The 19,162-nt window shown below is 40.4% G+C and carries 17 protein-coding genes; 15 read left to right on the forward strand and 2 right to left on the reverse strand.

The window, feature by feature from the left end; all coding sequences use genetic code 11:
- The first annotated feature begins 1 nt into the window (after window position 1).
- The 12 genes from nuoE to DJ533_RS18635 all read left to right on the forward strand — a co-directional run bounded on the left by nuoE (window position 2) and on the right by DJ533_RS18635 (window position 14,417).
- On the forward strand, window positions 2–511 hold the full coding sequence (gene nuoE / locus DJ533_RS06300) for an NADH-quinone oxidoreductase subunit NuoE (RefSeq protein ID WP_065993685.1): 510 nt from the start codon (window positions 2–4) through the stop codon (window positions 509–511).
- Window positions 508–1,836: an NADH-quinone oxidoreductase subunit NuoF gene (gene nuoF / locus DJ533_RS06305; RefSeq protein WP_065993684.1), complete on the forward strand. Its 1,329-nt coding sequence runs from the start codon at window positions 508–510 to the stop codon at window positions 1,834–1,836. Before nuoE ends, nuoF begins: the two co-directional genes overlap by 4 nt.
- 11 nt (window positions 1,837–1,847) lie before the next feature.
- The gene (gene nuoG / locus DJ533_RS06310; RefSeq protein ID WP_065993683.1) at window positions 1,848–4,532 is read left to right on the forward strand and encodes an NADH-quinone oxidoreductase subunit NuoG; all 2,685 of its coding nucleotides are present in this window, start codon (window positions 1,848–1,850) and stop codon (window positions 4,530–4,532) included.
- A gap of 3 nt (window positions 4,533–4,535) precedes the next feature.
- The gene (gene nuoH / locus DJ533_RS06315) at window positions 4,536–5,549 is read left to right on the forward strand and encodes an NADH-quinone oxidoreductase subunit NuoH (protein ID WP_065993682.1); all 1,014 of its coding nucleotides are present in this window, start codon (window positions 4,536–4,538) and stop codon (window positions 5,547–5,549) included.
- Between the two features lie 18 nt (window positions 5,550–5,567).
- A complete protein-coding gene (gene nuoI, locus DJ533_RS06320) occupies window positions 5,568–6,110 on the forward strand; it encodes an NADH-quinone oxidoreductase subunit NuoI (protein WP_065993681.1) in 543 nt (180 codons plus the stop codon).
- Window positions 6,110–6,628, forward strand: a complete 519-nt coding sequence (gene nuoJ / locus DJ533_RS06325) for an NADH-quinone oxidoreductase subunit J (RefSeq protein ID WP_171488599.1) — start codon at window positions 6,110–6,112, stop codon at window positions 6,626–6,628. The genes nuoI and nuoJ overlap by 1 nt, the downstream gene beginning before the upstream one ends.
- Window positions 6,628–6,936 (forward strand): NADH-quinone oxidoreductase subunit NuoK, encoded by a 309-nt coding sequence (gene nuoK / locus DJ533_RS06330; RefSeq protein WP_065993679.1) that lies wholly within the window; start codon window positions 6,628–6,630, stop codon window positions 6,934–6,936. Before nuoJ ends, nuoK begins: the two co-directional genes overlap by 1 nt.
- Window positions 6,933–8,825 (forward strand): NADH-quinone oxidoreductase subunit L, encoded by a 1,893-nt coding sequence (gene nuoL, locus DJ533_RS06335; RefSeq protein ID WP_065993678.1) that lies wholly within the window; start codon window positions 6,933–6,935, stop codon window positions 8,823–8,825. Before nuoK ends, nuoL begins: the two co-directional genes overlap by 4 nt.
- A 7-nt stretch (window positions 8,826–8,832) precedes the next feature.
- Entirely contained in the window at window positions 8,833–10,437 is a 1,605-nt protein-coding gene (gene nuoM, locus DJ533_RS06340) for an NADH-quinone oxidoreductase subunit M (RefSeq protein WP_171488600.1), read from the forward strand.
- A gap of 2 nt (window positions 10,438–10,439) precedes the next feature.
- Complete coding sequence (gene nuoN / locus DJ533_RS06345) at window positions 10,440–11,936, forward strand: NADH-quinone oxidoreductase subunit NuoN (protein ID WP_065993676.1); 1,497 nt, start codon at window positions 10,440–10,442, stop codon at window positions 11,934–11,936.
- A gap of 120 nt (window positions 11,937–12,056) precedes the next feature.
- The gene (gene upp / locus DJ533_RS06350; protein ID WP_065993675.1) at window positions 12,057–12,692 is read left to right on the forward strand and encodes a uracil phosphoribosyltransferase; all 636 of its coding nucleotides are present in this window, start codon (window positions 12,057–12,059) and stop codon (window positions 12,690–12,692) included.
- An 84-nt stretch (window positions 12,693–12,776) separates the two neighbouring features.
- A complete protein-coding gene (locus tag DJ533_RS18635) occupies window positions 12,777–14,417 on the forward strand; it encodes a hypothetical protein (RefSeq protein WP_171488536.1) in 1,641 nt (546 codons plus the stop codon).
- Window positions 14,418–14,489: 72 nt separating this feature from the next.
- Here DJ533_RS18635 and gigC read toward each other — a convergent pair whose 3' ends face one another.
- Window positions 14,490–15,380, reverse strand: a complete 891-nt coding sequence (gene gigC / locus DJ533_RS06365) for a LysR family transcriptional regulator GigC (RefSeq protein WP_065993673.1) — start codon at window positions 15,378–15,380, stop codon at window positions 14,490–14,492.
- Window positions 15,381–15,546: 166 nt separating this feature from the next.
- On the opposite strand from gigC, the gene DJ533_RS06370 reads away from it, so the two are divergent.
- Complete coding sequence (locus DJ533_RS06370; protein ID WP_065993672.1) at window positions 15,547–16,308, forward strand: ferredoxin--NADP reductase; 762 nt, start codon at window positions 15,547–15,549, stop codon at window positions 16,306–16,308.
- A gap of 104 nt (window positions 16,309–16,412) precedes the next feature.
- Here the strand turns inward: DJ533_RS06370 and DJ533_RS06375 are convergent, their stop codons facing one another.
- Window positions 16,413–16,835 carry a hypothetical protein gene (locus DJ533_RS06375; protein ID WP_065993671.1) on the reverse strand — a complete coding sequence of 141 codons (423 nt, stop codon included), beginning with the start codon at window positions 16,833–16,835 and terminating at the stop codon, window positions 16,413–16,415.
- Window positions 16,836–17,056: 221 nt separating this feature from the next.
- Here DJ533_RS06375 and DJ533_RS06380 point away from each other — a divergent pair, with 221 nt between their 5' ends.
- On the forward strand, window positions 17,057–17,332 hold the full coding sequence (locus DJ533_RS06380; RefSeq protein WP_065993670.1) for a hypothetical protein: 276 nt from the start codon (window positions 17,057–17,059) through the stop codon (window positions 17,330–17,332).
- Between the two features lie 170 nt (window positions 17,333–17,502).
- Window positions 17,503–19,146 carry a mechanosensitive ion channel gene (locus DJ533_RS06385; RefSeq protein ID WP_065993669.1) on the forward strand — a complete coding sequence of 548 codons (1,644 nt, stop codon included), beginning with the start codon at window positions 17,503–17,505 and terminating at the stop codon, window positions 19,144–19,146.
- The last annotated feature ends 16 nt before the right edge of the window (window positions 19,147–19,162 follow it).

A 19,162-nucleotide genomic window follows, 5' to 3' on the forward strand; every position in this document is an offset into this window, starting at 1 on the left:
TATGATGATTTTGACTGATAAAAAACCACGTGTGAATGTTGAAGGGATTTTAACTGCGGAAGAAATCCATGAAATTGAACATCACATGGGTCACTATCCGTACCCACGTGCAGCATCTTTGGATGCTTTGAAGTGTGTACAACGCCGTAATGGCTGGGTGGATGATGCACAACTGAATGCGATTGCACAGTTGTTGACAATTAGTGTTGCGGATTTGGAAGGTGTTGCAACGTTCTATAACCGTATTTACCGTCAACCTGTGGGTCGTCATGTGATTTTATTGTGTGATTCGATTGCATGTTTCTTGATGGGGGCGGAAACTTTGGCTGAAGCATTCCAACGTGAATTAGGCATCCAATATGGTCAAACCACTGCTGATGGTCGTTTTACTTTATTGCCAATTTGCTGTTTAGGAAATTGTGACAAGGGTCCAACTTTGATGATTGATGAAGATACTCATGGTTTGGTTGAAGTAGCTTCTGTGAAACAATTATTGGAGAAGTATGTATGAATACTGAACCAAAACCAATTTATGGCGACGGTAATCCAGAAACTCACCCATTAACATGGCGCTTGAGCAAACAGGAATTCGTTCGCAGTGCGGACGATTACGAAGCACTCGAAGGTTATGCAGGCTTCAAAAAAGCACTGGGTATGAAACCAACAGAAGTGCTGGAAGTGATTAAAGCTGCAACCGTAAAAGGTCGTGGTGGTGCGGGTTTCCCAGCAGGGATTAAATGGTCATTGATGGCGCCAAATGATGGTGGTCCTCGTTATCTGATCTGTAATGCTGATGAAATGGAACCTGGGACATTCAAAGACCGTTTGTTGATGGAAAAACTTCCACATCAATTGCTCGAAGGAATGTTGATTGCGGGTTATACCTTAGAGGCAACTCAAGGCTATATCTTCATTCGTGGTGAGTACATCGAAGCTGCACAATACCTAAATGAAGCGTTAGAGCAAATTCGTGCTAAAGGTTATTTGGGTGACAACATCTTAGGTACAGGTTGGAACTTTGAGTTACACGTACATACAGGTGCAGGGCGTTATATTTGTGGTGAAGAAACTGCATTAATTAACTCACTTGAAGGTCGTCGTGCCAATCCACGTACCAAACCACCATTCCCACAAGTTGCAGGTGCTTGGGGTCGTCCTACGATTGTGAATAACGTAGAGACTTACAACAACTTACCTGCAATTATGCTACGCGGTCCTGAGTGGTATATCGCTTTATCTGCAGATAAATCCAAAGACCCAGGTACCAAGATTTATGGTGCATCAGGTAAAGTAAAATTCCCTGGTTTATGGGAACTCCCATTTGGTACAACTGCACGTGAAGTGATTGAAGAATATGCAGGCGGTATGCGTGATGGCTTGAAGCTCAAAGCATGGTTGCCGGGTGGTGCATCGACTGACTTCTTGGCGGCAGAGCATATCGATTTGCCAATGGATGCAGAAAGCATTATGAAAGCAGGTTCACGTTTAGGAACGTGCTTACTCATGGTCGTAGATGAAACCCAATGTATGGTGTCTGCAACCCGTAACTTAGAAGAATTCTTTGCACGTGAATCATGTGGCTGGTGTACGCCTTGCCGTGATGGTTTGCCATGGGCTGTGAAAGCGCTCAAAGCACTCGAAAATGGTGAAGGCAAGAAAGAAGATATCGATCACTTACAAGAGCTGACACGTAAGCTTTGGATCGGTAAAACTTTCTGTGCGCATGCGCCAGGTGCAATGGAGCCACTCATGGGTGCACTCAAACATTTCCGTGGTGAGTTTGAAGCGAAAGTCGTCAATGCGGCAGCTCAAACTGACAACGTAGAACAAGCTTAAGGAATTCGACTATGGCTACAATTCATGTCGATGGCAAATCGTACGAAGTCAATGGCTCAGAGAACTTGCTACAAGCATGTTTGTCTTTGGGAATTGATATTCCGTACTTTTGTTGGCATCCGTCCTTAGGTTCTGTCGGTTCTTGCCGTCAATGTGCCGTGACTCAATACGCAAATCCAGAAGATACGCGTGGTCGTTTGGTCATGTCATGTATGACACCTGCTGCTGACAATACCTATATTTCGATTGAAGACAAAGAAGCAAAAGATTTCCGTGAGTCGATCGTGGAATTCTTAATGACGAATCACCCACATGACTGTCCAGTCTGTGAAGAGGGCGGTCACTGTCATTTGCAAGATATGACTGTGATGACAGGTCACGATCGTCGTCGTTATCGTTTTACTAAACGTACGCACTACAACCAAGAATTAGGTTCGTTCATTGCACATGAAATGAACCGTTGTATCGCGTGTTACCGTTGTGTTCGTTACTATAATGATTACGCAGGTGGTACGGACTTTGGTGTGTATGCTAACGCTTCACGTGTTTACTTTGGTCGTCCAGAATCAGGTACATTAGAGTCTGAATTTTCTGGTAACTTGACTGAAGTATGCCCAACAGGTGTATTTACCGATAAAACGCATTCTGAGCGTTATAACCGTAAATGGGACATGCAGTATGCGCCAAGCGTATGCCAAGGCTGTTCTTCAGGTTGTAATATTTCACCGGGTGAGCGTTATGGTGAGTTACGTCGTGTAGAAAACCGTTTCAATGGTGAAGTTAACCAATACTTCCTCTGTGATAAAGGTCGTTTTGGCGCAGGTTATGTGAACCGTGAAGATCGTCCACGTCAACCACAATTCCGTAAAGGTGCTGATGTTCAAACTGTTTCAGTGGATACAGCATTGGATACTGTTATTGCCAATGTTCAGGGCAAAAAAGTCTTGGGTATTGGTTCGCCACGTGCATCACTCGAATCTAACTATGCACTTCGTGCGTTGGTTGGACAAGACAACTACTCAACAGGTATGTCTCAAAAAGAGCAAAGCTTAGTTGAACTTGCTGCATCGATCATGCAAACCGAGGGTATTTATAACCCGAATATGCGTGAGATTGAAAGCTATGATGCGGTATTGATCTTAGGTGAAGACCTTACCCAAACTGCGCCACGTATGGCATTGTCAGTTCGTCAAGCGGCAAAAAATAAAGCCAAAGAAATGGCAGCAGAACGTCGTACCCAAGAGTGGTTGGCTGAACCTGTTAAACGTATTGGTCAAGATGCAAAATCTCCGATTTACATTTTGGCTGCAACGCAAACACGTCTGGCAGATGTAGCAACAGGTGAAGTGGTTGCCTCTCCAAATGATATTGCGCGTTTAGGTTTTGCGGTTGCTGCTGCGGTAAAAGGTGAAAGCATTTTAGGTTTAGATGAGGATGCGAAAGCATTTGCACAGACCATTGCCGACACCTTAAAAGCTGCGAAAAAACCGTTGATTATTTCTGGTACAAGTTTACAAGATGCTGCGATCATGGAAGCTGCTGCACAAGTTGCACAGAATCTTGGTGCAAATGCAGGTTTAAGCTTGACTGTGCCTGAAGTGAACTCAATGGGCTTGGCATTATTTGGTGGTTTAAGCTTAGAACAAGCATTTGCTCAAGAGTATGAGTCAATCATTATTGTTGAAAATGATTTGTTCCGTCGTTTACCTGCAACACAAGTACAAGCGGCATTGGCTAAAGCACAAAACGTGATCGTATTGGATCATTCAGAAACTGCAACAGTACAAGCTGCAGATGTGGTACTTTCTGCTGCGAGTTTTGCTGAGGGTGATGGTACGGTTGTATCACAAGAAGGTCGTGCACAACGTTTCTACCAAATCTATGATCCAAGTTACTATAAACCAGAACTTGCGATTAAAGAATCATGGCGCTGGTTACATGCCATTGAAACGGGTGTGAAAGGTAAAGCGATTTCTTGGACATTGTTAGATGACGTGATTGAAAGCGTTGTAAATAATGTTCCTGCTTTAGAAGCGATCCAAGATGTTGCACCAGATGCAGGCTACCGTGTGCATGGTTTGAAAATTGCACGTGAACCTCGTCGTTACTCAGGTCGTACCGCAATGCGTGCGCCTCTGAATGTACATGAGCCAAAACAGCCTGTAGATGTAGACTCTGCATTAACATTCTCTATGGAAGGTTATGTTGGTCCACAAAAAGCAGCGTCTTTAGTGCCATTTGCATGGGCACCAGGTTGGAACTCTCCACAATCTTGGAACAAATACCAAGACGAAGTGGGCGGTCACTTAAAAGGTGGTGATGCAGGCGTACGTTTGTTTGATCGTTTACCGAAACGTCCTACACGTAGTTATGTCGCACCAACTGCACTCGTTGCAAACCCTGATAGTTTCCGTTTAGTACCGATGCATCATATTTTTGCCTCTGGCGAATTCACAGTAAAAACACCTGCCATGGAGTCACGTATTCCTGAAGCAATGTTTGCAGTCGGTGAGCAAGATGCAGCACGTTTAAATGTTCAGGATGGTCAGAAAATCACTGTGAAAGCAGGTGAAACAACGATTAGTCTTCCAGTGCAAGTGATTGAATATTTACCTACAGGTTATATTGGATACCCAGTTGGACAAGCACCAACCGTTTCTCTTGCTGAACCTGTATCTGTGGCGGTAGGAGTGTAATTCATGAACGAAACTTTACGCGCCCTCCCGACATGGGCACAAGATTGGCCAATTGCTTACAGTGTGATTCAAGCAATTGTAATCATGTTGGTTGTAGTTTTATTTGCTGCGCTCATGTCATTTATCGAGCGTCGTTTACTCGGTTTATGGCAAGACCGTTACGGTCCAAACCGTGTTGGTCCAGGCGGTATGTTCCAAATCGTTGCCGACATGTTGAAAATCATGTTCAAAGAGGATTGGACACCAAAATTCGTAGATAAACTCACTTTCCGTATGGCTCCAGCAGTTGCAATGGCAACTGCGGTACTGTCATTCATGGTTATTCCGATTTCACCTTATTTAGGTGTAGCGGACATGAGCATCAGCTTATTGTTCTTTATGGCAATGGCGGGGATCGCAGTCTATGCTGTGTTGTTTGGTGGTTGGTCATCAAATAACAAATACGCATTATTGGGTGGTTTACGTTCTGCAGCTCAAACGATCTCTTATGAAGTATTCTTAGGGATTTCGCTCATGGGTGTGGTGGCGATTGCAGGTTCTTTTAACTTGCGTGACATCGTAGAAGCACAACGTGATGTTTGGTTTATTATTCCACAATTCTTGGGTTTCTTGATCTTTGTGGTTGCAGGTGTTGCGGTAACGCATCGTCATCCATTTGACCAACCTGAAGCTGAACAAGAGTTAGCTGAAGGTTACCATGTCGAGTATGGTGGTATGAAATGGGGGATGTTCTTCGTTGCTGAATACGTCAACATTATCCTGATTTCAGCATTGATCGTGACATTATTCTTTGGTGGTTGGTTAGCGCCATTTAATTTAGATATTCCATTCATTCCAGATGCTTTCTGGTTCATCATCAAAACAGTATTCTTTGTCATGATGTTTGTTTTGGCACGTGGTTCGTTAATGCGTCCTCGTTATGACCAAGTGATGAATTTTGGTTGGAAAGTGTGTTTACCACTCGCATTGGTTAACCTTTTGGTGACTGGTGCTGTGATTCTGATGAATCAAGCCTAGGACAGCAGGGAGTACAAAATGTATAAAATTCTAGCTGGAGTAGGAACAATTGTTCGCTCACTGTGGATGGTGTTTACACACGCTGTTCGTCCTCGTGATACGATTTTATATCCTGAAGTTCCAGCCGAACAAATCGTACCACCACGCTACCGTGGTCGTATCGTATTAACTCGTGACCCAGATGGTGAAGAGCGTTGTGTTGCGTGTAACTTATGTGCGGTTGCATGTCCTGTAGGTTGTATTTCATTACAGAAAGCTGAAAAAGAAGATGGACGTTGGTATCCAGAATTTTTCCGCATTAACTTCTCACGTTGTATTTTTTGTGGGATGTGTGAGGAAGCTTGCCCAACGACTGCGATTCAGTTAACACCAGACTTTGAACTTGGTGAATATGTACGCCAAGACCTTGTCTATGAGAAAGAAAACTTACTGATTTCTGGTCCAGGTAAATACCCTGATTACAACTTCTATCGTGTAACGGGTATGGCAATTGACGGTAAAGAAAAAGGTCAAGCGCAACGTGAAAGCGCACCTGTTGACGTACGGAGCTTACTACCATGATGTGGCCATTTTATTTAATGGCTCTCGTGGCCATTGTTTCTACAATTCGTGTTGTGACCAATGCGAATCCTGTACATGCGTTATTAAGCTTAATCGTGTCATTGCTTGCAGTTGCAGGAATTTTCTTAATCATTGGCGCACCATTTGCAGCAGCATTAGAAGTGATTGTCTATGCAGGCGCAATTATGGTGTTGTTCGTCTTCGTGGTGATGATGCTGAATCTTGGTCAACATACCGTTGATCAAGAGCGCAAATGGTTGACTTCTGATGCTTGGGCATATCCAGCATTGATGAGTTTCTTGATGGGTTTATGTCTAGTTTGGATGTTAGGTTCTGACTATACCCAAACACAGCATGTTTTAGGTACGCAAATGGTGGGACCTAAAGCAGTCGGTCAAGCACTCTTTACACACTACTTATTATTGGTTGAAGTAGCCGCAATGTTATTGCTTGCAGCATTGGTTGCAGCATTCCACTTAGGCAAACGTGAACCAAGTGCAGAAGAGGATACAGAATAATGGGCAATATCCCTTTAGAGCATGGTCTAATCGTTGCATCTATCCTTTTTGCACTTGGCTTTTACGGTGTAATGGTACGACGCAATCTTTTATTTATGTTGATGAGCCTTGAAATCATGATGAATGCTGCTGCGTTGGCATTCGTTGTTGCAGGAAGTGCTTGGGTACAACCTGATGGTCAAATTATGTTTATCTTAATTTTGACCCTTGCTGCAGCAGAGGCGTGTATCGGTCTTGCGATCGTCCTTCAGTTCTATCATCGCTTCCATCACTTGGATGTAGATGCTGCTAGTGAGATGCGCGGATGAGCTATTTATATTTAACAATTTTATTTCCGCTGATTGGCTTTATCCTTTTGGCGGCAGGGCGCAATAAACTTCCTGAAAATGTTGCTGCAATCATTGGTGCAGGTTCTGTAGGTTTGTCTGCATTATTTGCCTTGATTGCTGGCATGGACTTTGTCAACAATGATTCTGTTGCACAAACACAGCATTTGTGGACTTGGTTTAATGTTGGTGGTTTTGCACCAGGGGTGAGCTTACATTTAGATGGCTTATCATTGTTAATGATGGGCATGATCACAGGTGTAGGTTTTCTGATTCACATTTTCGCAACATGGTATATGCGTGGTGAAGCGGACTTTGCACGCTTCTTCTCTTATTTCAACCTATTCGTGGCAAGCATGCTTGTGCTTGTGTTGGGTGACAACTTAGCGTTGTTATTCCTTGGTTGGGAAGGTGTAGGTCTGTGTTCTTATCTGTTAATTGGTTACTATTACCAAAACCCTTCAAATGGTATGGCTGCGATTAAAGCATTTACCGTAACACGTGTAGGTGATGTTTTCTTACTCATCGCATTGTTCTTGCTTTATCAACAGTTTGGTACTTTGCATATTGGTACAATCGTTGCCAATGCTTCTCAAGTGCTAGCGCTTGACCATAATCTTGCACTTTGGACTTCACTCATGTTGTTCTTAGGTGCTGCGGGTAAATCTGCACAAATCCCATTACAAACATGGTTAGCGGATGCGATGGCAGGTCCTACACCTGTATCAGCATTGATCCACGCTGCAACAATGGTAACTGCAGGTGTTTATCTGTGCTGCCGTATGTTCACTGTGTTTGAAATGACACCTGAAATCATGCAATTTATTGCCATTACAGGTGCAGTAACATTACTGGTTGCTGGTTTTGCGGCATTGGTTCAAACCGACATCAAACGTATTCTTGCTTATTCAACCATGAGTCAGCTCGGTTATATGTTTATGGCTGTAGGTGCAGAAGCTTACCAAGCAGGTTTATTCCACATGCTTTCTCACGCATTCTTCAAGGCATTATTATTCTTGTCTTCTGGTGCGGTGATCTTAGCTTACCATCACGAACAAAACATTTTCAAAATGGGTGGTTTGTTCTACAAAAATAAATTCTTATTTGCTTGCTTCGCCATCGGTGGTGGTGCACTTGCTGCAATTCCGTTTGTGACCATTGGTTTCTTTTCGAAAGATGCGATCTTGGGCGCAGTTTGGGTACAAGGTCAAGCAAATGCAGCATTCGGCTGGTTATATTGGGTCGGTGTAGCAGGTGCATTCTTAACCTCGATTTATACATTCCGTTTAATTTGGGTTGTATTCTTCGGCAAAGAAAATACGCCTTATCATGAAATCAAAGGTGCAACTTACTGGCTCCCTTTAGGTATTCTTGCGGTACTTTCTACAGGTTTGGCTTATTTCTTAAAAGCACCAGTAGAAAAAGCACTCACTGCTGCGCAAATTCCTGTGTTCAATGTACCAACAGAAGCGTTGATGCATGGTATGCATTCTGCTGAATATACCGCAGTGGGTATTGCACTTGCTGGTTTAGTCGTGGGTGTAGTGTTGTTTGCATTTGCATACAATGCGGTCAAAGGTTTTGCAACAACTTCATTTGGTGCAGGTTTAGCCAATATTTGCCGCAATGCATTTGGTTTCGACTCATTATATAACCTTGTATTTGTGCAACCTTACTTATTGATTGCAAAAGTTCTTGGTCGTGACCCAATTGATGGTTTATGGCTAGTTTTACCTGCAATTGTGAAAGGTGGTAATAAATTTACAAGTGCCCGTCAAACAGGTTCATTACGTGAATATGCATCAAGTATGTCACTCGGTGTAGTGGTATTGCTGATGATCTTGATCGTGATTCAGGTAGTGGGGAAATAAGATGGAAATCACAAACAATTGGATTTTACCCGCATTAATTCTTGTACCTTTTATTGCAGGTTTTCTTTGCTGGGTAGTCGATAAGCTCGATGACCATTTACCTCGTTACATTGCATTGATTGGTATGCTCATTACTTTGGGCTTAACAGGTGTGCTTTGGAGCCAAGGTGGTTTTACATATGAGTTGGGACAACAAGTCCCATCTTGGGCAGCACAATTTCAGGTTGAGTGGATCAAGTCTTTAGGGATTAATATCCATTTAGCTGTTGATGGCCTTTCACTTCTTATGGTCGGCTTAACTGCATTGCTTGGTGTACTTGCAGTAGGTTGTTCATTTGGGGAAATTCAAAAGAACGTTGGTTTCTTCCACTTAAACCTTTTATGGTCTTTGGGCGGGGTCATCGGTGTTTTCCTTGCAATTGATTTGTTCTTGTTCTTCTTCTTCTGGGAGATGATGCTTGTTCCAATCTACTTCTTGATCGCACTTTGGGGTCATACTGGAGCAGCAGGCAAATCGCGTGTATATGCAGCGACTAAGTTCTTTATTTATACACAAGTTGCAGGTTTGATCATGCTTGTGGGTATTCTAGGTCTTGTGATCTATGGATACATGATGTCAGGTACGATTGGCTTTGACTATTATTACTTGATGGCGGTTGCACGTACTTTAGATGCACAAGCACCTCATATCGCTTATGCATTAATGATCTGTATGTTCATCGGGTTTGCAGTAAAACTTCCTGTGTTTCCATTACATGGTTGGTTACCAGATGCGCATGCGCAAGCACCTACAGCAGGTTCTGTCGACTTAGCAGGTATCTTGATTAAAACTGCGGCTTACGGTTTATTACGCTTCGTGATTCCGTTCTTCCCAGCAGCATCTGCACAATTTGCAGATATTGCGATCATCTTTGGTTTAATTGGTATCTTCTACGGCGCTTGGTGTGCATTCCAACAAACAGATATGAAACGCTTACTGGCGTATACGTCTATTTCGCACATGGGCTTCGTGTTACTTGCTCTATATGCAGGTAATATTTTGACCTTCCAAGGTCTGATGATCATGATGTTGGCACATGGTTTATCTTCTGCTGCATTGTTCATTATGTGTGGTCAAGTGTATGAGCGTTTACATACCCGTGATTTACGCTTGATGGGAGGTATCCGTGGTCAGTTCCAATATTTACCATTCTTCTTAATGTTCTTTATTGCGGCATTAGTCGGTATTCCTGGTTTAGGTAACTTTATTGGTGAGTTCCTGATCTTGATGGGTGCGTTTGGTAAATTCCCAACATTCACGATTATTGCTGCGATCAGTTTAGTGTTTGCGGGTCTGTATGGTCTTATTTTGATCCACAAGGCTTTATTTGGAACACCAAACGAAGCGCAGAAACAACATTATGCAACACCACTCAAAGACTTGACTGCACGTGAAATTGTTCTTTTGATGGTCTGTGCAATTGGTTTGGTATGGTTGGGTATGTATCCACAAACATTCTTAGATGTTTCAAACTCAAGTATGCGGTGGATTGCAAATAGCTATATTCCTGTTCAAGAAATTGTTGAATCAACTCAACAGGTTGTTTCTCAAGCAAATGTGGAGATCCAATAATCATGAACTTCACAATGTCATTTTCGGATCTCATGCCTTTGGCACCTGTCATGATTGTAGCGTTGACTGCAGTCGTGGTGATGATCTTAACTGCAATCAAACGTAATCATAATTTGATTGCAACTGCCTCAGTGGTGGGTTTAAACCTTGCAGCGCTTGATGTATTGATCATGATGTTTGGTGGTGATTTTGCACCATCTAATGTCATGGGCATGTTTATGGTTGATCCATTTACATTGTTCTATCAACTGCTTGCTATTGTTGCTGCTTTGGCTTGCTGTACTTTAGCGCATGCCTATATCGAAACCTATAAAGATCATCGTGAAGAGCTTTATATCTTAATGTTGATCTCTGTAGCAGGGGCAATGTTAATGGTGGCAAGCTCACACTTTGCCTCGTTCTTTATTAGTTTAGAGTTGATGTCAATTCCTGTGTATGGTCTATTGGCATATACACATCAACGTGCAAAATCGTTAGAAGCGGGGATTAAATATTTAGTTCTTTCAGCAACGGCGTCTGCAATGTTGTTGATGGGGATGGCGTATGTATATGCATATACAGGTTCATTAGCATTCTATGATGCTGTACCAGCTTTATTCCAAGCAATTCAACAACCGATGGTGATTTTAGGTTTAGGTCTGATTGTGTTTGCAATTGGCTTTAAACTCTCACTTGCACCATTTCATAAATGGACACCTGATGTTTATCAAGGCGCGCCTGCGCCAATCGCAACATTCTTGGCGACAGTAGCAAAAGTTGCAACCATCGGCTTATTGGTTCGTTACATTTTGACTTCTGGTGCAATTTTAGTACCATCAATCGTAACAATCATTACCGTGATTGCAGTACTTTCTATCTTAGTTGGTAACTTCCTTGCAGTGCGTCAAGTAAACTTAAAGCGTATTTTAGGTTATTCTTCGATTGCACATTTTGGTTATTTATTGATTGCTTTAGTTAGTACAAGCTATGCAAGCTTAGGCAGTGTCACAGTTTATATTGCAACTTATACATTAACGACAATCGGTGCTTTTGGTGCAGTTGCGTTGATGTCAAGCCCATATAACAATGTGGATGAAGCTGAATCACTTGCAGACTATCGTGGTTTATTTTGGCGTCGCCCTGTGTTGACTGCAACATTAACTGTAATGATGTTGTCACTCGCAGGTATTCCATTGACTGCAGGCTTTATCGGCAAGTTCTTGGTAGTAATGTCAGCAGTAACAGCGCAGCATTGGTTCTTGGCTGCAATGATTATTGTGGGTAGTGGTATTGGTTTATACTACTATTTGCGTGTGATGGTTGTGATGTATATGACTCCACCTGAAAATCCTCGTATTGATGCGGTTGATCATTGGGGACAAAAAGTAGGTGGTCTTATGGTTTTAGGTGCTGCTGCTCTTGTTCTAATTATTGGTGTCTACCCAGATCCACTAATCGACTTAGCACTTAAATCTGAAATTCTTTCACCGATTCATATGATGTTGAGCCAACAGCAATAATCTATAAAAACGATCAGATTTAACAAAAAAAGCCCTCAAACATTGAGGGCTTTCTTATATCTTATATAAAAAACATTTATAATAATGGAAATTTACTGTTATCTTTTTAGGTGTTCTCCCGTGCCCATTCAAGAAATTCGCCATCCGCTTATTCGTCATAAATTAGGTTTATTACGTCGTGCTGATATTAGTACCAAGAATTTTCGTGAACTCGCACAAGAAGTCACAATGCTCCTGACCTATGAGGCGACTAAAGATTTACCTGTATGTGACCATGAAACTGAAGGGTGGAATGGCAAAGTCACTGTAGATCGTATTGCGGGTAAAAAAATTACAGTTGTACCAATTTTACGTGCAGGGATTGGTATGTTAGAAGGTTTTTTAAATCTGATTCCAAGTGCTAAAGTGTCTGTACTTGGTTTAGAGCGTGATGAAGAAACTTTAGAAGCACGTACTTATTACAAAAAACTTGTACCAGATGTGCAAAACCGTATTGCGATGATTATTGATCCAATGCTTGCAACAGGTTCATCATTGGTTGCAGCGATTGATGTACTTAAAGCGAGTGGTTGTAGAGATATTCGTGTAATGGTATTGGTTGCTGCACCTGAAGGGATTCAACGTGTAGAACAAGCACATCCAGACGTCACCATTTTCACTGCTTCAATTGATGAAGGATTAAATGAAAATGGTTATATCGTGCCAGGACTTGGAGACGCAGGCGATAAAATTTTTGGTAGTGTGCAAAAAGACTAAAATTTAGTAAGATGATCAGGAAGCTTTCGAGCTTCCTTTTTTTATTTGACATTATTATATTATAAAAAATTAGAGAACCAACTTATGTTTTATAAAGGGAAAGTTATTCAGTATGATTCTAAAAATAAAATAGGATATATTGAATTACTTGAAGATCAACGTATTATTCATTTTCATTTATCTGATTTCCCCAATTCAGATATACAGCCGCAAATTGGTGAAAGAATCAAATGTGCTGTATTCAATGCTACAGATCAATTAGCTGCAAATTGTATTGTGCGTTTAGATATCAAAAATGCAGCTCCCCTGACAGATGCTTATACCTCGTTATTAAAAGAAAAGAATAAAACTCGATCAAAACGTTTAAGTCGAAAGTCGGTACTCACACGCCTACGCTTGTTAAGCAGTGAAGAAAAAGCCTATCCTGCTGTTGAAGCTGTTGAAGCTGTTGAAGCTGTTGAAGCTGTTGAAGCTGTTGAAGCTGTTGAAGCTGTTGAAGCTGTTGAAGCTGTTGAAGCTGTTGAAGCTGTTGAAGCTGTTGAAGCTGTTGAAGCTGTTGAAGCTGTTGAAGCTGTCACACATACCCAAGAACGAATTGGGCAGATAATCCAAAATCTTGCTCCACAAGCCAAAAAACAATTAAATGACAACTTAATCGTTCTCAATGATGAATATTCAATCAAAGAAAAAACAATCTTAAAAATTACAAACGAAGTTAGTACTGCACCTTCTTTAGATAGAGCTTCAAGTGATAAATTTGATTTAGAAATCAATAATGCAAGAGATATACAGCTTTTAAGTCATACAGATGATCCAGCTGATTTAGATGTATCACAACATATGAAAATACAGCAGGAGATATTTGACCCTAAATCTCCTACAGATAAACAATTAAAAATTGATGAAACAATAACTTCTGCTATTCACCACAATTCTCAAACCATCTTTACGCAGCAAAATATTCAAGGTGCGTCTGATAGTCTTGTTGGACTTGTAAGTGATGATACATCGTTATTAGAAGAACCGCATATTGATGATAATCATCCAGTTATGCAATCAGAGGTAGAACATAACTCTACACACATTTCTGAGTCTATTCAAAGAACAGAACCCTCTGAAAGTCGAGCTGCAAATGTCCAATTAGAAGCTCTAACGCATGAGAATGACATTGAGGCAAAATTAGAAAACTCTCATAGTGTTCAAAATCGGCTTCAAACAGATGAAGATCTACTAAATTTAAATGCTGCGGTTAAATTAGACCTAAATCAAGAGATAGCCCAACATTTACCATTTGAAGAGAATAAAACTTTAGATTTAATCTCCAGCGTTAAAACTATCACAAGCTTAGAAAAGATACAGCCTGATGATTTACAGGCAAAAAAACAGGCAGATGATGAATTAACAGACCGACAAATCCAACAAGCAGAAGCCGAGATTCTTAAAAAAATGTCGAGTTTTAAGGAAAATTCGATGTATCTCAATTTAAAAACTCAAATACTCTATGGAAAATGGAAACCTATTAAAGAGAAAAAGGAACGCAAGATCCATATCAATCCTTTCTATATTGTGACTGGAATTGTTTTAGTCTTGGGCACAAATGTAAGCTATTTAGCTTATCAGAAGTATCAAAAATATCAGCAAGAACAAGATATTAAGCTAGAGCTATATAAAATAGAACAAGAAAAGAAAAACGCTGCGCAAAAAAATGCTGCTTTAAGAAAATAAGCAGCATTTTAAATATCAATCTTATTTTTAAAAGTGATTTTCGGTGAATCACTTAGGATTTAAACTTCTAGGTTATTCAGCAACTTGGTCTTCACAGAACTTTAAAAAAGAACGTAAGCCAGGTCCTTGATACTTTTGACGATGCACAAGCATATAAAGAGGACGCGTCAGTGACCAAAAAGGAGTATTTAAAATGACCAATTGTTGCTTTTCTAATAAAGGCTCAATCGCTAATTTTGAAATACAAGACATTCCTAAACCGCCCGCCACAATTTTTAAAATTGCTTCATTGTGACCCAGTGTCAAACGAATATTTGCGTCAGGTAAATCTTTTAAAATAGCATGATCAAAAACTTCACGTGTACCAGAACCTTCTTCACGTAAAATCCATTCTACAGCATAAAAATCTGCGGGTGTCAGTGGACGATTTAACTGTGCTAAAGGATGACTAGCGGCGCAGCAGACAGCAAGCTCATCATCACGCCAAGGAATACATTGTAATTGGGGTAAATGACAAGAACCTTCAATCATGGCTAAATCAAGCTGAAATTGATTCACAGCTTCAATCATTTGACGAGTATTGCCGACTTGTAATTGTAAATGAGCCTGCGGGCGAATTTGCAAAAAATCTGCCATCAAATCAGGCATCAAATAATCACTAATGGTTAAAGTCGCACCAATACGTAAATCGATACTTTGTAATTCACCTTTTGCTGCTTGTTCAAAAGCTTCGCAACGTCCTAAGATTTCTAACGCTTGGGGTAATAAAAAACGACCCAAATCATTAAGCTGAAGTCTTTTCCCCAAACGATCAAATAATGGCGCACCGAGTCCATCTTCTAAATCTGCCAAAGCCATACTTGCAGCACTTTGTGTTAGCCGAACCGCATCACTGGCTTTGGTTACGGTACCTTCTTGAGCGACTGCTACAAAAACAGCCAATTGGCGTAAAGTCATGCGCATGTGAATAGCCTTAACTTGAGACGTTTTTCATAAGCATTTTAAATCTGTTGGAGATTTCACCGATAAGTGAAAAACGAGATTTATGAAAGAAGTCTATTTAAATAAATATTAATAAATTATACTGACATGCTACCATGAGCACAGTCATTCATGCCACGTTGAAATTATGTCAATTGAAAAATTTAGCGTAGAAAAAGTTTTATCTGTTCATCGTTGGACCAATACCTTATTTAGTTTTACGATGACCCGCCCAGCACATTTTAAATTTACAGCAGGACAGTTTGCCCGTATCGGACTTAAAGTTGCAGATGATCTGGTGGTGAGAGCATATTCTGTGGTTTCATCTCCTTTTGATGAAACTTTGGAGTTCTTTTCGATCGTGGTACCCGAAGGTGCGTTCACATCAAATTTACAGCATCTACAAGTAGGCGATGCGCTATATTTAGAAAAAGTTCCTTATGGTTTTTTAACACTGGCTCGCTATCAATTACCTTTACCCAATGATTTATGGTTATTGGCAACAGGTACAGGTTTAGCGCCATTCATTTCTATGCTTCAAGACTTTGACACTTGGCAAAAATACCGAAAGATTACTTTAGTGTATAGTGTGCGTACCGCTACTGAGCTGGCTTATGTGGAACGCATCCAAGAAATTGCAGCCAATTTTGGTGAAGGGCATACAGGCTTTAAATTTGTGCCAATTATCACGCGTGATCCAGAAGCCGCTTTACATGATCGTTTACCGATTTTGATTGAAAATGGTCAGTTAGAAAAGTTTGTGGGTTTAACATTCAATCCTGAAACCACACATGTCATGTTATGTGGTAATCCACAAATGGTGGATGATACGAAAGATGCCTTGAAAGCACGAGGTTTAACCATGAACAGACGTGGTGAGGGTAATATTGCGGTTGAAAACTATTGGTAATATGTTCGGATTAGCACACTATAATGCTGATCTAGTTTTTGAAAGTAATTTGAGTATTTAAATAGAAGAGCATTTATAGAGGATATAAATGCTCTTTTTTATGCTTAATGTACAAACATATCCATAAATTCGCGTAATTCATGGATGGCAGATTCGGTGTCTGTACTGAGCCATGTAGGTTCAAAAAAGCCTGAATAAAACTCTAAGCGCTCTTGTGGAACCACAATACGAATCGGACACTCTTCTTCAACCAAACGCCAAGGAATAATCGGAACGTCACTATCTAAATAAGGGGCAACATTTCGAATATCAATAATCATGGCATTGATACAGTCAGGAAATGGCATGACTGATAATTCTTCAGTACGACGACGGAAGTATTCTAAATCTCCCCACTTTAGAACATAACTTTGCTTTGTAAACTCAATAATCCCAATTAAATGTTCATCACGTGTAGTATGCAAAAAGCATTGATGGGTGACATCTGTGTCTATATCTAAGAAGACACTTTGCCGTTGATAAGCCATATGATCCATAGCCAAATAAGAGGGGCATTAGTATAGCTTAAATTATACGCCGATACTAAAAACTAGGCTGAATAAGCACTTTTTCTCATTCGTTTTGCTAAAAATAGTTTTTTTAAAGTGCTAGAGATTTGATTTACTAACAAATAAAAATTTTTACACAATACAACAATAGAGCTTGTTAGTATAAAAAAACACCATTTACGTAAATTAAGGGGGAAAGCATGGTACATGATTTTAATAAACCGCCCCATGTTGAGGGAGCTGAGGAAAAACAACAAAAAAGACGTTTACCTGTCTATATTTTAATTGTTGTTGGGATTTTTTTGGCAGCTCTAATTTTTTATATGTTTGTAGATATTAATCCTTCACCTAGAGAAACTTCTGCTGATCAGTCTATACCTGCTGCAAGTGAACATGATTCAGATCGCCAGCAAGATACGATTGGTACAGCAATAGATGAAACTACAGACGCCGCAAAAGATAAGCGTGATCCTTAAAGGACACGCTTTTTTATTGCTTATAAAATTATCAAACATGCTTTTATAAAATTAAGGATGTGAGATTTTTAAATTATTTTCATCTTTGGTGCTTAAAAATTAATAAGTTACTTAAGCCATTTGTAATAAATCATGTTTTATAACTGATCAAGATAATAGAGGAAATAACAATGAATGATTATTTAGGTGCGCGAGGAGGGCGATTTGACGCCATGTATTATTGGGAACAGTTTCAGCCCATTATTGCAGCCATTGCAATTTTATTGGTGGGATGGATTCTAGCACTCATTATTGCAGCAGGCGTTAAGAAAATACTGACCAAATTAGGAACCAATCAAAAACTTTCTAATGCCACAGGTCATCGTTCAAATATTGAAAATATTGTTTCAAGGGTGATCTTTTGGGTAGTCATGGTGATCGCTGTAATCGGAGCGCTGAATGTACTGAATTTAAGCAGTATCAGCAGTCCATTTAGCAATATGATTCAGCAATTTTTATTGTTTATTCCACAGTTGCTTGCTGCAATTGCCATTGGTTTTGTGGGATGGATTGTTGCCAATTTGGTCAAAGTCGGGCTTAAAAATTTATTAGACCGTACCCAATTGGATGAAAAACTCAGTGCAGAAGTGGGTGTAAATCCAATTAGTCATAATATTGCAGATATTGTGTATTGGTTGATTTTATTGTTATTCCTGCCAATTGTATTGTCTATTTTAGGTCTACAAGGCTTGCTCATCCCTGTACAAAATATGGTGAATGAAGCTATTTCATATCTACCTAATATTTTCATTGCTGGTGTGATCGTTTTTGTCGGATATATTTTGGCAAAAATTGTACGTGGTATTGTGGAAGGATTGAGCAATAGCCTAAATCTACAAGCACAAGCTGAAAAAATTGGTTTATTTAAAAATAGTAACTTAGCAAAACTTTTAGGTTCTTTTGTCTTTGCGGTTGTGATGATTACGTCATTGATCGTGGCATTTGAAGCGCTAGGTATTCAAGCGATTTCACAACCTGCAACAGCGATGCTAGCAGAAATTATGTATGCGATTCCACATATCATTGCAGCAGGCTTGATTTTAATCGTAGCGTATGTGGTATCCCGTTTTGTCGGACGCTTGGTAGCCGAAGTGGTTGCGGGTACAGGTGTGGATGAAGTTCCTGCAAAACTGGATGTACAACGCTTTTTGGGTACCACTAAAATCTCAAGTGTGTTGGGTTATCTGATTGTATTCTTTACTATGCTATTTGCCGTGTCTGAAGCAGCAAACCGTTTAGGCTTCGAGCAAATCAGTGGGTTGATTTCGATGTTTATCCAGTTTGGTGCCGATATTTTACTCGGTGCGGTGATACTGGTGATAGGCTTCTGGCTTGCAAACCTCGTAGCGAATGTTGTGCAACGTGGTGAATATAACAGTTCCCGTTGGTTGGGTAACTTAGTTCGTATTTTGATCATGGGACTTGTGATCGCAATGGGATTACGTGCAATGGGTATTGCAGATTCTATTGTTAATCTTGCATTTGGTCTAACTTTAGGTGCTGTTGCTGTTGCTTTCGCTTTGGCATTTGGTCTGGGGGGACGCCAACCTGCAGAACGAGTACTGACTGATTTGATTGATAAAGCTAAAAAAGAAGGCAATAAACCAAATCCTTTAGCACAACAAAGCACAGTAACGACCACACCGCCTGTACCGCAAGATCAAGTTACTACTGATACACCAACGATTGAGTCTGAATATCAAACTAATTTAGATCAATCAAGTACTTCATCTACTCCAAATTCTGATTATCCGTTAAAAGATGACCTGAATTAACCTGTAATTTATAATC

Source organism: Acinetobacter defluvii (assembly GCF_001704615.3).
GTDB lineage: Bacteria > Pseudomonadota > Gammaproteobacteria > Pseudomonadales > Moraxellaceae > Acinetobacter > Acinetobacter defluvii.

Excerpts from the sequence above, each read along its gene's own strand:
- nuoE (WP_065993685.1), top strand. The coding sequence starts at position 2 with ATGATGATTTTGACTGATAAAAAACCACGTGTGAATGTTGAAGGGATT.
- nuoF (WP_065993684.1), top strand. The coding sequence starts at position 508 with ATGAATACTGAACCAAAACCAATTTATGGCGACGGTAATCCAGAAACT.
- nuoG (WP_065993683.1), top strand. The coding sequence starts at position 1,848 with ATGGCTACAATTCATGTCGATGGCAAATCGTACGAAGTCAATGGCTCA.
- nuoH (WP_065993682.1), top strand. The coding sequence starts at position 4,536 with ATGAACGAAACTTTACGCGCCCTCCCGACATGGGCACAAGATTGGCCA.
- nuoI (WP_065993681.1), top strand. The coding sequence starts at position 5,568 with ATGTATAAAATTCTAGCTGGAGTAGGAACAATTGTTCGCTCACTGTGG.
- nuoJ (WP_171488599.1), top strand. The coding sequence starts at position 6,110 with ATGTGGCCATTTTATTTAATGGCTCTCGTGGCCATTGTTTCTACAATT.
- nuoK (WP_065993679.1), top strand. The coding sequence starts at position 6,628 with ATGGGCAATATCCCTTTAGAGCATGGTCTAATCGTTGCATCTATCCTT.
- nuoL (WP_065993678.1), top strand. The coding sequence starts at position 6,933 with ATGAGCTATTTATATTTAACAATTTTATTTCCGCTGATTGGCTTTATC.
- nuoN (WP_065993676.1), top strand. The coding sequence starts at position 10,440 with ATGAACTTCACAATGTCATTTTCGGATCTCATGCCTTTGGCACCTGTC.
- DJ533_RS18635 (WP_171488536.1), top strand. The coding sequence starts at position 12,777 with ATGTTTTATAAAGGGAAAGTTATTCAGTATGATTCTAAAAATAAAATA.
- gigC (WP_065993673.1), bottom strand. The coding sequence starts at position 15,380 with ATGCGCATGACTTTACGCCAATTGGCTGTTTTTGTAGCAGTCGCTCAA.
- DJ533_RS06370 (WP_065993672.1), top strand. The coding sequence starts at position 15,547 with ATGTCAATTGAAAAATTTAGCGTAGAAAAAGTTTTATCTGTTCATCGT.
- DJ533_RS06375 (WP_065993671.1), bottom strand. The coding sequence starts at position 16,835 with ATGGCTTATCAACGGCAAAGTGTCTTCTTAGATATAGACACAGATGTC.
- DJ533_RS06380 (WP_065993670.1), top strand. The coding sequence starts at position 17,057 with ATGGTACATGATTTTAATAAACCGCCCCATGTTGAGGGAGCTGAGGAA.
- DJ533_RS06385 (WP_065993669.1), top strand. The coding sequence starts at position 17,503 with ATGAATGATTATTTAGGTGCGCGAGGAGGGCGATTTGACGCCATGTAT.